The sequence below is a fragment of the Arthrobacter sp. FW306-1B-G06A genome (assembly GCF_058781765.1).
On sequence record NZ_JBYSXB010000010.1, the window covers coordinates 96,985 to 109,331 of the forward strand.

Here is a 12,347-nt window from a genome sequence, read left to right on the forward strand (position 1 = left end):
GAGGTTCGTGAAGCACGGCCGATCCGCGCCAGGCGGCGCGGCGTGACGGCGTTCGCGTCCGCGAAGGCGGACACGAACGGGGCCAACCGCGAGCAGAACCGCAAGCCGACGACGGCGGGGACGTCCCGCCGTCGTGCACTAGGCAAGCGCGGCTTGGAACCGTGGTTCTACCTGGCCCCGGCTTTCATTGTCCTGATCGCGCTGCTGGGATACCCGATCTTCCAGCTCATCAACGTTTCTTTGTACGACTACCGCCAGGCCCAAGTCAGTGGCAAGGCACCACTGCAATTCACGGGCCTGGAGAACTACCAGAAACTGTTCGCCGATCCGGAGTTCTGGTCCGTCCTGGGCAACACCGTGCTGTTCGCAGGCGCCTGCGTTGTCCTGACGCTGCTCGTGGGAACGTCGTTGGCGGTCTTGGCCACGCGGCTCCGGCCCTGGGTCCGGAGCGCACTGTTCGTAGTCTCCTTGGGCGCTTGGGCCACACCGGCCGTCACCGGCAGCGCCGTGTGGTTGTTCCTCTTCGACCCCACGCTGGGGCTCGTCAACAAGGCGCTCGTGTCGGTGGGCTTGACGCAGTTCAACGGCTACTCCTGGACCTACGACAAATGGTCCGCCTTCGGGTTGGTGGCCAGCGAAGTGGTGTGGTGTTCGTTCCCGTTCGTACTCGTGACGGTCTACGCCGGCATCCAGGCGATCTCCACCGAAGTCATTGAGGCGGCGCGGCTCGACGGTGCTTCCATGCCCCGGATCGCGCGCAGCATCATGCTTCCGATGCTGCGGCCCATCGTGATGGTGGTGACCATCCAGTCCATCATCTGGAATTTCAAGATCTTCTCCCAGATATACATCATGACCAACGGCGGCGGTATTGCCGGGCAGAACCTCGTGCTGAATGTCTACGGCTATCAGCAGGCCTTCGCGGCCAGCCTTTATGGCCTCGGCTCGGCCCTTGGCGTCATCATGACCGCGCTGCTGATGATCATCACCCTCGTCTACCTCCGCATCCTCAAGAGAACGGGAGAAGTCCTGTGACCGCCGTCGACGTTCCGCTCCGCAAGAACCGGCCCGCACCGGTCGCGCCGCAACAGTTCCGCAAGGGCGGACGACGCCGGTTCGGCGCCGATGTGGCGGCACTCGCCATCGCGCTTCTTGTCGCGTTCCCCCTGTTCTGGATGGTCCTTTCGGCCCTCAAGCCGAAGACGGCGCTCGACGCCGGCGATGCGGCACCGTTCACGCTGGAACCGTCCTTCGACTCCTTCATGCGGGTCCTGTCAGTGAACAACTTCGGCAGGTACTTCCTCAACAGCGTAATCGTGGCGCTCGTGGTCGTCATCGTCTCCACTGTGCTGGCGTTTTTGGCCTCCGTGGCACTGACCCGCTACCAATTCAAGATGCGCACCAAGCTGCTGATCGTGGTTCTCGTGTCCCAGATGGTGCCCGTCGAAGCGCTCACGATTCCGTTGTTCTTCCTGCTGCGCAATGCCGGGGAGGCCGTACCGTTGGTGGGCTTGAACCAGCTCGGCTCCCTGGTGCTGGTCCATGTGGGCTTCAGTATTCCGTTCGCGATCTGGATGCTTCGTGGCTTCGTGGCAGCCGTGCCGGTGGAGATCGAAGAGGCAGCCCGCATAGACGGCGCGAGCGGTTTCCGCTTTGTCCGCTCGATCCTCTTCCCGCTCGTGGCGCCCGGGGTGGTGGCATGCTCGGTGTTTTCCTTCATCTCCACGTGGAACGACTTCCTCTTCGCCAAGACATTCATCATTTCCGCCCAGGAGAACCAGACCCTGCCCATGGCGTTATTGACCTTCTTCAAACCTGACCAGAACGATTGGGGCGCCATCATGGCCGGTTCCGTGATCATGACCATTCCGGTGCTGATCTTCTTCATCGCAGTGCAGCGAAAACTCGTATCCGGCCTGGCCGGGGCGGTGAAGGGATGAGCGCCGCGGATCTGCTGGTTCCTGTTCCGTCCTCGGTGGAGTCCAGCGGCGGTTTCCTGGAACTGGACGCAACCACCACGCTGGCCGCCGATCCGGAGCTCAACAATGCGCGCCGCTGGCTCGCCCGGACCCTCGGCGCGGCCACTGGCTGGGACCTGTTCCCGGCCGCCGCCGCCGATGCGGGTATCAGCCTCCTGCTTGACCCGGAGCTCGACGCCGAGGCGTACCGACTGGAGGTGGGCGCCGCCGTCGTGATTCATGCGGGCGGTCCGGCCGGAGCCTTCTATGCCGCGCAGACGCTCCTGCAGCTGATGGGACCTGCCGCGTTGCGGCAAGCGCCCGTTCCGGAGACGGGCGGCGCATGGCCGGTTCCCAAGGTATCCATCCTGGACCACCCGCGTTTCGGGTACCGCGGGGCCATGCTGGACGTGGCCCGGCACTTCATGCCCAAGGACAACCTGCTCCGGTTCATCGAGGTGATGGCCATGCACAAGCTCAACGTCCTGCACCTGCACCTCACGGACGACCAAGGCTGGCGGATCCAGATCAACCGCTACCCGAAACTTACCGAGACCGGGGCGTGGCGGCGCGAATCCTCGCTTGGTTCGTGGCGGGCAGGGATTTTCGATGGGCTTCCGCACGGCGGCCTCTACAGCCAGGACGACCTCCGCGAAGTGGTCGCGTTCGCCGCCGAGCGGCACATCACCGTCATTCCGGAGATCGATGTTCCGGGACACAGCCAGGCCGCCATCGCCGCCTACCCGGAACTGGGCACTGGCGCGGCCACCGAGGTGTGGACCCGTTGGGGAATCAACGAGACAGTCTTGGAAGTCTCGGAAACCTCGTTGGAGTTCTATCGCAACGTGCTCGATGAAGTGGTGGAGATCTTCCCGTCCCGCTGGATCAGCTTGGGCGGAGACGAAGTTCCGCTCACCCAGTGGCAATCCAGCGCCCAGGCGCAGTCCCAAGCCCGCGAACTCGGGATGCCGGACGTTTCGGGATTGCACAGCTGGTTTGTGGGGCAGTTGGCGGGGCACCTTGACGCACGTGGGCGGGCTACCTCCGTGTGGGATGAAATCGGCGACGGCGAGCTGCCGGATGGTGCGTTGGTGGCCTCCTGGCGAGGCTATGAAGGCGGTATGAGCGCGCTCAAAAGCGGTTATGACGTGGTCATGTGCCCTGAGCACAGGCTGTACCTGGACCACCGGCAGGCCGACGGCGACGACGAACCCGTGCCCGTGGGTTTTGTCACCACGCTGCAGGATGTCTACGGCTTCGAACCCCTGCCCGCGGGTGCGGATGAGGCATTCCCGGGCAGGCTCCTCGGCGCGCAGGCCAACATCTGGACGGAACACCTGGATTCCCCGCGACGGGTCCACTTCGCCGCGTTTCCGCGGCTGAGCGCCGTGGCGGAGGTGCTCTGGTCCCAGCCGGAGAACCGGGACTACGATGGTTTCCTGGCCAGGCTCGAAGGCGCGCACCTGGAACGCCTGGAGGCCATGGGAGTGGAATACCGGCCGCTGTCCGGACCGCATCCCTGGCAGTTGAGGCCTGGCGTGGCTGGCTGGAAACGCGATTACGACGCCGAGCAGCGCATTGCCGCTGGATAGGACACACGTGGGTACTGAAGGCATGGAGGCCCGGAACTCCTCGGCTTCGTTGCGGAAGGCGCTGGCTTTGCTGGCGGTGGTGGCGGAGCATCCGGTGAGCGCGGACGGACTCGCCTTGGTGGAGCTGACCAAGCTCTCCGGGCTCAACAAGAGCACGGTCCTGAGGTTGGCCGCGCCCTTGTTGGACGAAAACCTGCTGGAACGCGATGCCGAGAGCGGCCGCTTCCGGCTGGGCCATGGTTGCCTGCGTTTGGGACAGTCATACCTGGACCGGCTCGATTTGCGTAGCGTCGCGAACGCCGAGCTCAGGGTGCTGATGAGGGCTACGGAAAGCACCTGCCACTTGGTGGTCTTGTCCGGCCATGATGTGGTTTACCTCGACAAAGTTGAAGACGAGGCAACAGTTCGTATGGCATCGCGCGTTGGGGCGACCATGCCGGCGTATTGCACTGCAGTCGGCAAAGCCATGTTGGCGTTCAGTCCGGAGGAAGTGGTGGCTCCGATCCTGGCCGGCGATCTGGTGCCGATCACCGACAGGACCATCACGGATCCCGAGCAGTTGCGGACTGAATTCGCCGCGATCCGACGCCGGGGCTACGCGATCGACGACCGTGAGAACGAACCCGAGGTCCGGTGCGTGGCCGCCCCGATCTTTGGCCACGATGATCACGTGGTGGCCGCCCTCAGCGTTTCATCGTTGTCGTCCCGCATGACCGCCAAACGCGTCCGGGAAGTAGGTCCCATGGCCGCCGAAACCAGCCTGCGCATCTCGGCCAAGCTGGGATCGCGACGGGCAGGCGCCAAACTCGCCAAGCTGGCTTAGAGGGGCTCATGGAAAAGCCAATGAACGACGCCGGTGCTGCGGTTGGGGCGGACGGTGCCGCAGGCGCCTACTTCCGGGCGAAGTTGCAGTTCGAGATCGACGTCATGGACGTCGCCGATGCGGCTCCCGGCAGTTTCGTGCTCGTGGATACCCGAAGGCAGTCGTCGTGGGACCACGGCCATATCCCTGGTGCAGTACATCTGCCGACGGCCCAGATCCCTGCGCGGGCCGCTGAGCTGATCCCCGCTGGGAGCTCAGTAGTGGTCTATTCGTGGGGACCGGGCTGCAACGGAAGTACCTTCGCGGCCCTGGCGTTCGCCGAGCTCGGGTACCCGGTGCGGGAGATGATCGGCGGCATTGAGTATTGGGCGCGGAACGGCCTCCCGGTGGAGACAGCTACAGGCGTTGTCGTTCGGGACTTCGATGGGCTGGTCACGGCGCACCAACCCGAGGGGTAGCGGCCATCGCTACCTCCAAGCCGCCCAGTCCTCAGGCCTGAGCGACGGGCGGCCGAGAAGGTAGCCTTGGGCCGCGGTCATCCCGAGCTTGGTGACCGCAGCCAGCTCGGCCTCGGTCTCGATCCCTTCGGCTACCAGGGCGGCCCCGATTTCGGAGGAAAAACCGACCATCGCAGCTCCCAATGCCCGCTGGCCTGGATCCGTGTCGATCCCGGCGATGATTTCGCGATCGAGTTTGATGAGGTCCGGCTTGAGCTGCAGGATGTGGCGCATGGAAGCAAAGCCGGCACCGGCGTCGTCCACGGCTATTCTGAGCCCGGCGCGCCGCAACGGTGCCAACGCTTCGGCGAGCGGCTCATAGTTGGCCACCTCATGGCGTTCGGTGACCTCAAGAACGATGCGCCGCGGAGGGATGGCCGACTCCACAATCGCGGCTGCCAGCCGGGGGTCAAGGCACGCCCGGGGTGAGAGGTTTGCCGCGATGTACAGCTCCGGTGGGAGCCCTGCCGCGGTGGTCAGCGCAGTCCGGAGGGCAAGGATCTCAAGCTCGATATCCAGGCCGACCGAGGCGGCCTCCATGAAACGCACCTCGGGGGACAACTCCTGGGAACCGCTGAACCTTGTCAAGGATTCCACTCCAACGACGTTGCCCGTTTCCAGGCACCGGATCGGCTGGAATGCTGTGATGAGTGAGCCGTCATTGAGCAAGGCCTGGATGCGGACAGTGACTTCCGCCCGCGAACGTGTTGCCTCTGGATTCAAGACACGGCAGGTGCCCTCGAAACCGCAGTCCCTGCCCTCCCTGTCGCGAATCGGCCTTCCGGCTACATCAATCAAGACGCGGCTGCCATCCCGGTGGCGGCACACGGTGATTACACGTGACCACGAGGAGTCGCCGCTTTCCCTGGCTTTCCAGTCCACCCGTGCGTCTGCCAGGTCCCCGGGGTCGATCACGCGGGTGATGTGCCTCCCCAGCAGTTCGGAGGGTTCGTACCCCGTGATGTCCTTGCACGCCGGGCTGCAGAACGTAAATCGTCCATCGGGCCCCGTGGCCCACAGCCAGTCCATGCTTGTGTGCAGCACGGTGTCCATCAAGCGCGACGTCCGGAACGCCTGGCTGCGTTCCCGCTGCTGCTGCCGCATGAGACGCCACGCGGCCAGTACCACCAGGGGCACGATCAGCAGTGCGAGAAGCGCGGGGAATCCGGTCTTTTCATCGATGCCGCCCCACGGCGGAAGCCCGAAAGCCAAGGGCAGGCGGATAGACAAGGCGACTGCAGCCTCGATGAATACGACAACCAGCAGCCACCATCCGGTTGAGGCCGACGCCAGCCGGTTCGCTTGGCGTCCCTCCCGGGAAGACGCCCTCTTAAGCCGGGGAAAGCGCATGAAGGGCATCACCCAATAGTGCCACCAAGCCGGGCTCCGGGGCTTACGCCGTAACGGCCAGCGCGTCGATTTCCACGAGCATGACTTCGTGCGGGAGGTCGACGAACACCGTGGTGCGGCTAGGCAGTTGGCCGCTGGGGACGTTCTCGGTGATGAATTCGCCGTAGACCTCGTTCATGGCGGCGAAGTCGTCGCGGGTGGTGAGGTAGACGCGGAACATGATGACGTCTTCCACTGAGGAGCCGCCGGCTTCGAGGATCGCCTTCACGTTCTCCAGTGTGCGGCGGGTCTGGACTCGGACATCGCCCGCGCCGATGTACTGGTTGGTGGCGGGATCCATGGGGCCTTGGCCCGAGACCTGGAACAGACCGCCCTTCTGGATGCCTTGGGAGAACACGTGCGCCGGGGCCGGAGCGTTTTCGGTCAGTACTACAGTCTTTTCACTCATGCGGAGTTCCTTTCGTGGCTGATCCAGCCGAGGTCGCGGGAGATGGCCTCGGTGCTGGCTTTGAGGTCGGGCAGCAGCTCAAGCAGACCTTCATAGCTGAGCATCACCACCGGTACCGAACAAGAGGCTGCGGCCACGACGGCGCCGCTCGCGTCGCGAATGGGGGTCGCGATGCAGTGCACGAAGGATTCGTGCTCGGCGTTGTCATGGGCCCAGCCCTGGACCCTGACCTGCTCCAGTTCGGCCAAAAGGGCCTCCGGCGAGGTCAGGGTGGTGTCGGTAATTCTTGTGTAGTCGAGTCCCGCCGCGATCTTTTCCTGCCGGCTGCGCGGCATGTCGGCAAGCAGGACTTTGGCGACGGCGGCCGAATGCAGGGACGCGGTCAGGCCGATCCGGGAGTACATCCGCACGGGATGGTGCGACTCGAATTTGTCGATGTACACGACGTCATTGCCCTCGAACGCGGCAAGGTGCACGGTGTGCCCGGTCTTTCCGTTCAGCTCAGCCAAGTACGGGTGCGCCACTTTGCGGATGTCCCGCTGCTCCAGGGCGAGCGAGGACAGCTCGAACAGTTTGGATCCAAGCATGAACCGCTGGTCCTCATCGCGGACAACGAATCGCTTTTCCTCCATGGCGTGCAGGAGCCGCATGACGGTTGTCTTGTGTACCGAAGCCTTGGAGGCAAGCTCATCCAGGGTGGCCGGTTTGGCCGCAAGCTCGGCTAGCAGGTCGATGGCCCGCATCAGGCTTTGGCTCATGGTGCTGTGCTCCGATCGTGAAGGCTTCGGTCATGGCTGCTGAAGTGTCCTGCGGCGACGTGGATCGCAGCCCATTCGGCGTCTGTGGAACCAAGGATGGCCGAAAGCAGGGCGGAGCCGGGGAGCGGGCCACGATCGCCATGCACGGTGAGGGTGCAGGCTGCGGCGACGTGACCGCGGCGAAGGCTCGCCTTCTGCCCGAGGCCGAACAGCACGCCGCTGAGGTACCCGGCCGCGAAGGAATCGCCCGCGCCCACCGGCTCAAGCACGTCCACGGACAATGCCGACACCTCGGACCGCGTCCCGTCCCGTTCCAGGGCGATGGCGCTAGTGGCTTCGTTCTTGATGACGACGACGGCGGGATCAGGTATGAGGCGCCGCAGTTCAGTTTCGTCCGTAGTGCCGAAGGCGTGCTCGGCTTCGTCCTTGCCCACCAGCACGATGTCGGCGAGATTGGCCAGGCGGCGCAGTACGGAACGGTCCTGCCCGGCCCAGAGCGCGGCGCGCCAATTGACGTCGAAGCTGATGAGGCGGCTGTGCCTCGGGGCGGCGAGGATGGCTTCCATGAGCTGAAGGCATTCGGCCGAGAGCGCCGCTGTGATGCCGCTCAGGTGGATGAGCGATGCTTCGTTAAGCAAACGCTCGACGGCGGGATTCGCCAGGGTGCCCAGGTTCATCGCTGATGCGGCGGAACCCTGCCGGTAGTACAAAACTGAACTGCCGCCGTCGGGATCTGTTTCCTGGGCTGGGACCTTGACGTAAAGCCCGGTGGGCCGTCCGGGATCGACCTCGACGCCGGAAACGCCTACTCCGTGGCTGCTGAGTTCCTCCAGGATCCGGATACCGAATCCGTCCTTGCCCACCCGGCCTACCCAGTGGGAGTCCAGGCCCATGGCAGCCAGGCCCATGGCAACGTTCGATTCCGCGCCGCCGATGCCGCAGTGCAGCTCCGTGGCTTGGTGCAGCGGGACGGGCTTCACCGGGGTGAGCATGGCCATCGTCTCGCCCACACATACAGCTGAAAGCATGAAACTCGCGCGCTCCCTCTGCCGCTTCCAGCGGCACTCGACACCCCATGAAGAAGGGATTTCCGTGGCCTGGTCAGGGAGTGCCGGGCCACGCCGCGGCCTTGACTCCCAATCCTGCACCATGTTAGACATATCACCAACAGCTTTGCAACCTGCGTTGCAAAATACGCAACGCACCGGGTTTGCGAGCAGAATGCGCACAGTGAATTGCGCACAGTGAAGTTGCGCATCGTGAAGGGATCGAACTGGTGAACACTTCCACGTCCGGGGCCGGAGCAGAGGCCGGGGCAATTGCAGCGGACGCCGTGGCGCGCCTGGCGGATGTCCGGCTCGACTGGCGGCACAAAGCCGTGCCCGCCACAGCCAACGGCACCAGCCACCGCGAGTTCCTCTCCACAGCCCCGAAGCTCGAGGACCTCCAGACGCCGTTGCTTACCCTTGACTCACAGGCGATGCTCGGCAATGCCGATCGGCTGGCTTCGTGGTGCGCGGAGCATGGCGTCTTGCTGGCTCCGCACGGAAAGACCACCATGGCGCCGCAGCTTTGGGCGGAACAGCTGGGCCGTGGCGCCTGGGGGATTACTGTGGCGAACTTCGCCCAGCTCCGCGTGGCCCGCGCGTTCGGCGTGCGGCGCCTGCAACTGGCCAACAGCCTGAGCGATCCGCACGCGATCGAATGGGTCGCCAAGACCGCGAGTCCGGACCAGCCGATCCTGTCCTGGGTGGACTCCACCGTTACCGTGCAGGTTATTGGCCGCACCTTGGAAGCCGTTGGAAGCAACGCCGTCCTGGATGTCCTCGTTGAGCTCGGCGGGATCGGCGGCCGCACCGGGGCACGAGGCGTGGAGGCCGCACTCGACGTCGCCCGCGCCGTCAGTGCCTCCCCGCACCTGCGGCTGGTGGGGGTGAGCGGCTACGAAGGATCGCTGGCCCACATGGCCGACGCCCATAGTCTCGCCGTCGTCCGCGGCTTCTTGGGCCAGATGGGTGAGCTGCATCAATGGCTCCTTGAGGAAGGTCTCTACGGATCCGACGCCGTCATCCTCACGGCAGGCGGCAGCGCCTACTTCGACGACGTCGTCGACGTCCTTTCGCCCTACGCCACCGCTGGCTCCGAGGCAAGCCCCCGGGTTGAACTCATGATCCGCAGCGGCGCCTACATCATCCACGACGACGGCTTCTACCGGGGCATCTCGCCGTTTTCCCGCGACGGCGGCCAGCCGTTCATGGCAGCTATGCACAGCTGGGCGCGCGTCGTGTCCCAGCCCGAACCCGGCCTTGCCATCCTCGACGCCGGCAAACGGGACTTGCCCGTTGACGAGGGCCTGCCCCGTCCGCAGCTGATCGGGCCCGCGCTCGGCGGTCCCATGCTGCCCCTCGGCGGTGCCGAGATCACGGCCGTCAACGACCAGCACTGCTTCATGACCTTCGACGCCGGCACCACCACCGTGCGGCCCGGCGACGTCGTGCGCCTCGGACTTTCGCATCCGTGCACAGCCTTTGACAAGTGGACCCTCATCCCAGTGCTGGCGGACACCGACGGTGACCAAACCGTCGTCGACCTCATCCATACCTTCTTCTAGGACCCTCGCCATGAAGACCCTCATCAGCAACGCCATCCTGGCGGACGGAACCGGGACGGACCGCCGTCCCGCGGACGTCCTTCTGGACGGCGAGGTGATCGCCGTCGTCGCCGGCGCCGGATCCCTCACCGCGAGCGGAACCGGCGCCGAGCGGACTATCGACGCAACGGGACTCGTCCTGAGCCCCGGCTTTATCGACATGCACGCCCATTCGGACCTGCAGCTGCTGGTCAACAAAGACCACTACGCCAAGCTCAGCCAAGGCGTCACCACCGAACTGTTGGGCCAGGACGGGCTGTCCTACGCTCCGGTGGACGACGCCACGCTTGCCGGAGTCCGCGAGAAGATCGCCGGCTGGAACGACAACCCGCAGGATTTCGACTGGGATTGGCGAACCGTGGGCGAGTACCTGGACCGCCTCGACGCGTCCGAAAACGGCAAGAGGATCGCCACCAACGCCGCCTACCTCGTGCCGCAGGGAACCGTACGGGCCCTCGTGATGGGCTTCGCCGAAGGGGACCCGACACCTGAGCAGCAGGAGCGGATGCAGGACTTGGTCCGCACCGCGATGGAGGAAGGCGCCGTGGGGATGTCCTCCGGACTGACCTACACCCCCGGAATGTACGCCCGCACGGAGGAACTGGCAGGACTATGCCGGACCGTGGGGGAGCTGGGTGGTTTCTACGCCCCGCACCACCGCTCCTACGGAAAGGGCGCGCTCGGCGCCTACGCTGAGATGATCGGACTGAGCAGGGACACCGGCTGCGCGCTGCACCTTTCCCACGCCACCATGAACTTCGCCGAAAACAAGGGCAGGGCGGGCGAGCTTCTTGAACTCATCGACGCAGCGCTCGACGACGGCGCCGACATCACGCTCGACACCTATCCCTACCTCCCCGGAGCCACCACGCTCGCGGCCATCTTGCCCAGCTGGTCATCCTCCGGCGGCACCGAGGCCACACTCACGCGGTTGGCTGACCCGGCTACGCTAGCGAGGATCCGCGAAAGCGTGGAGATCTACGGCTCCGACGGCTGCCATGGCGTGGTTGCCGAGTGGCACACCCTGGAGATCAGCGGCGTCCAGAACCCGGCACTCGCCGGCCATGTGGGCAAGACCATCGCCGCAATCGCCGCCGAATCCAACGCTGAGCCCTTCAACGTGTTCGTTCGGATTCTCCAAGAAGACCGCTTGGGCACCGGCATCCTGCAGCACGTCGGACACGAGGAAAACGTGCAGGCCATCATGGTCCATCGCACGCACACCGGCGGCAGCGACGGCCTCTTGGTCGGAGCCAAGCCGCACCCGCGTGCCTGGGGAACCTTTCCCCGCTACCTGGGCCATTACAGCCGCGACCTGGGCTTGCTGACCCTGGAAGAAATGGTCCACCACTTGAGCGGCCGCCCCGCCAAGCGGCTCAAGCTCGACCGCCGCGGGCTCGTCCGCGAAGGCTACGCGGCCGACGTCGTCCTCTTCGATCCGCGCACCGTCCGTGACGAAGCCACCTTTGAAAACCCCCGCAAGCCAGCCACTGGCATCCATTACGTGTTCGTCAACGGGACGGCAGCGATCGACGGCGGGAAGCCCACCGGCGCCCGTGCCGGCCGCGCCCTGCGCCGCAGCCCCGACGGACGCACCCGAGCAGGAAGTACGGAATCGCATGACTCCTGAAGAATTCGTCGAACAGCTTGAAGCCGACCGCAGCCTCGCCGTCGTCCGTGCGCCGCTGATCCCCGACGCCGCCGAGCTGTGCCACGCACTGGCCGACGCCGGCATCCGCAGCGTCGAACTGACGTTCACCACCCCGGACGTGCTGAAGCATGTGCGGCGGGCGGCGGACACCGCCGCGAAGCACGGCGCCGCCGTCGGAATCGGTACCGTGATGACGGCCGAGCAGGCAAAGGCAGCAATCGACGCCGGTGCCCGATTCCTGGTGACGCCCGGCCTTCGCCCCGAGGTTGCGGCGGTGGCTGCGGCCGCCGGTATTCCCTTCAGTTTGGGCGCCATGACACCCACGGAGGTTGCGCAGGCCCTTGACCTCGGTTCCGCGGCAGTCAAGATCTTCCCGGCCAGGCAGCTCGGCCCGGCCTACCTCAAGGATCTCCAGGGTCCCTACCCTGGCATCCGGCTTCTGCCCTCCGGCGGGATCGACGCCTCGAACGCCAAGAGCTATCTCGACGCCGGCGCCGCAGCGGTCTGCTGTGGAACCAGCGTGGTCCCTCCCTCCGCCGTGGCCGCAGGCGACTGGGCTGACATTTCGGCCAGGGCCGCCGCCTTCACCGCCACCCTCGCGTAGGAATCCCCAGAAAGTA

General features: G+C 65.3%; 12 protein-coding genes. 8 read left to right on the top strand and 4 right to left on the bottom strand.

Annotated elements, in window-relative coordinates; all coding sequences use genetic code 11:
• The first annotated feature begins 42 nt into the window (after window positions 1–42).
• Genes AC3WJM_RS07610 through AC3WJM_RS07630 form a run of 5 tightly spaced genes read left to right on the top strand, consistent with a single transcriptional unit; the run spans window position 43 to window position 4,831 of the window.
• Window positions 43–1,035, top strand: coding sequence for a carbohydrate ABC transporter permease (locus tag AC3WJM_RS07610; RefSeq protein ID WP_284988513.1), 993 nt, complete (start codon window positions 43–45; stop codon window positions 1,033–1,035).
• Window positions 1,032–1,940, top strand: coding sequence for a carbohydrate ABC transporter permease (locus tag AC3WJM_RS07615; RefSeq protein WP_332603038.1), 909 nt, complete (start codon window positions 1,032–1,034; stop codon window positions 1,938–1,940). The genes AC3WJM_RS07610 and AC3WJM_RS07615 overlap by 4 nt, the downstream gene beginning before the upstream one ends.
• Window positions 1,937–3,550, top strand: coding sequence for a beta-N-acetylhexosaminidase (locus tag AC3WJM_RS07620; RefSeq protein WP_492271524.1), 1,614 nt, complete (start codon window positions 1,937–1,939; stop codon window positions 3,548–3,550). Before AC3WJM_RS07615 ends, AC3WJM_RS07620 begins: the two co-directional genes overlap by 4 nt.
• A 7-nt stretch (window positions 3,551–3,557) precedes the next feature.
• Window positions 3,558–4,373: an IclR family transcriptional regulator gene (locus tag AC3WJM_RS07625; protein ID WP_084784493.1), complete on the top strand. Its 816-nt coding sequence runs from the start codon at window positions 3,558–3,560 to the stop codon at window positions 4,371–4,373.
• Window positions 4,374–4,381: 8 nt separating this feature from the next.
• Window positions 4,382–4,831 carry a rhodanese-like domain-containing protein gene (locus tag AC3WJM_RS07630; protein WP_492271525.1) on the top strand — a complete coding sequence of 150 codons (450 nt, stop codon included), beginning with the start codon at window positions 4,382–4,384 and terminating at the stop codon, window positions 4,829–4,831.
• Between the two features lie 9 nt (window positions 4,832–4,840).
• Here AC3WJM_RS07630 and AC3WJM_RS07635 read toward each other — a convergent pair whose 3' ends face one another.
• Genes AC3WJM_RS07635 through AC3WJM_RS07650 form a run of 4 tightly spaced genes read right to left on the bottom strand, consistent with a single transcriptional unit; the run spans window position 4,841 to window position 8,454 of the window.
• Window positions 4,841–6,220 carry a sensor domain-containing phosphodiesterase gene (locus AC3WJM_RS07635; RefSeq protein ID WP_492271526.1) on the bottom strand — a complete coding sequence of 460 codons (1,380 nt, stop codon included), beginning with the start codon at window positions 6,218–6,220 and terminating at the stop codon, window positions 4,841–4,843.
• A gap of 43 nt (window positions 6,221–6,263) precedes the next feature.
• A complete protein-coding gene (locus tag AC3WJM_RS07640; RefSeq protein WP_492271527.1) occupies window positions 6,264–6,668 on the bottom strand; it encodes a RidA family protein in 405 nt (134 codons plus the stop codon).
• Entirely contained in the window at window positions 6,665–7,426 is a 762-nt protein-coding gene (locus AC3WJM_RS07645) for an IclR family transcriptional regulator (RefSeq protein ID WP_059388813.1), read from the bottom strand. The genes AC3WJM_RS07640 and AC3WJM_RS07645 overlap by 4 nt, the downstream gene beginning before the upstream one ends.
• Window positions 7,423–8,454, bottom strand: coding sequence for a sugar kinase (locus AC3WJM_RS07650; protein WP_492271528.1), 1,032 nt, complete (start codon window positions 8,452–8,454; stop codon window positions 7,423–7,425). The genes AC3WJM_RS07645 and AC3WJM_RS07650 overlap by 4 nt, the downstream gene beginning before the upstream one ends.
• Before the next feature lie 248 nt (window positions 8,455–8,702).
• Here AC3WJM_RS07650 and AC3WJM_RS07655 point away from each other — a divergent pair, with 248 nt between their 5' ends.
• Genes AC3WJM_RS07655 through AC3WJM_RS07665 form a run of 3 tightly spaced genes read left to right on the top strand, consistent with a single transcriptional unit; the run spans window position 8,703 to window position 12,331 of the window.
• Window positions 8,703–10,037, top strand: a complete 1,335-nt coding sequence (locus AC3WJM_RS07655) for a type III PLP-dependent enzyme domain-containing protein (protein WP_492271529.1) — start codon at window positions 8,703–8,705, stop codon at window positions 10,035–10,037.
• 10 nt (window positions 10,038–10,047) lie between these two features.
• Complete coding sequence (locus tag AC3WJM_RS07660) at window positions 10,048–11,706, top strand: N-acyl-D-amino-acid deacylase family protein (protein ID WP_492271530.1); 1,659 nt, start codon at window positions 10,048–10,050, stop codon at window positions 11,704–11,706.
• A complete protein-coding gene (locus AC3WJM_RS07665; RefSeq protein WP_307054971.1) occupies window positions 11,696–12,331 on the top strand; it encodes a bifunctional 4-hydroxy-2-oxoglutarate aldolase/2-dehydro-3-deoxy-phosphogluconate aldolase in 636 nt (211 codons plus the stop codon). The genes AC3WJM_RS07660 and AC3WJM_RS07665 overlap by 11 nt, the downstream gene beginning before the upstream one ends.
• The last annotated feature ends 16 nt before the right edge of the window (window positions 12,332–12,347 follow it).

Coding starts and splice junctions, on each gene's coding strand:
- AC3WJM_RS07665 (WP_307054971.1), top strand. CDS start 11,696: ATGACTCCTGAAGAATTCGTCGAACAGCTTGAAGCCGACCGCAGCCTC.
- AC3WJM_RS07620 (WP_492271524.1), top strand. CDS start 1,937: ATGAGCGCCGCGGATCTGCTGGTTCCTGTTCCGTCCTCGGTGGAGTCC.
- AC3WJM_RS07660 (WP_492271530.1), top strand. CDS start 10,048: ATGAAGACCCTCATCAGCAACGCCATCCTGGCGGACGGAACCGGGACG.
- AC3WJM_RS07645 (WP_059388813.1), bottom strand. CDS start 7,426: ATGAGCCAAAGCCTGATGCGGGCCATCGACCTGCTAGCCGAGCTTGCG.
- AC3WJM_RS07650 (WP_492271528.1), bottom strand. CDS start 8,454: ATGCTTTCAGCTGTATGTGTGGGCGAGACGATGGCCATGCTCACCCCG.
- AC3WJM_RS07640 (WP_492271527.1), bottom strand. CDS start 6,668: ATGAGTGAAAAGACTGTAGTACTGACCGAAAACGCTCCGGCCCCGGCG.
- AC3WJM_RS07630 (WP_492271525.1), top strand. CDS start 4,382: ATGGAAAAGCCAATGAACGACGCCGGTGCTGCGGTTGGGGCGGACGGT.
- AC3WJM_RS07635 (WP_492271526.1), bottom strand. CDS start 6,220: ATGCGCTTTCCCCGGCTTAAGAGGGCGTCTTCCCGGGAGGGACGCCAA.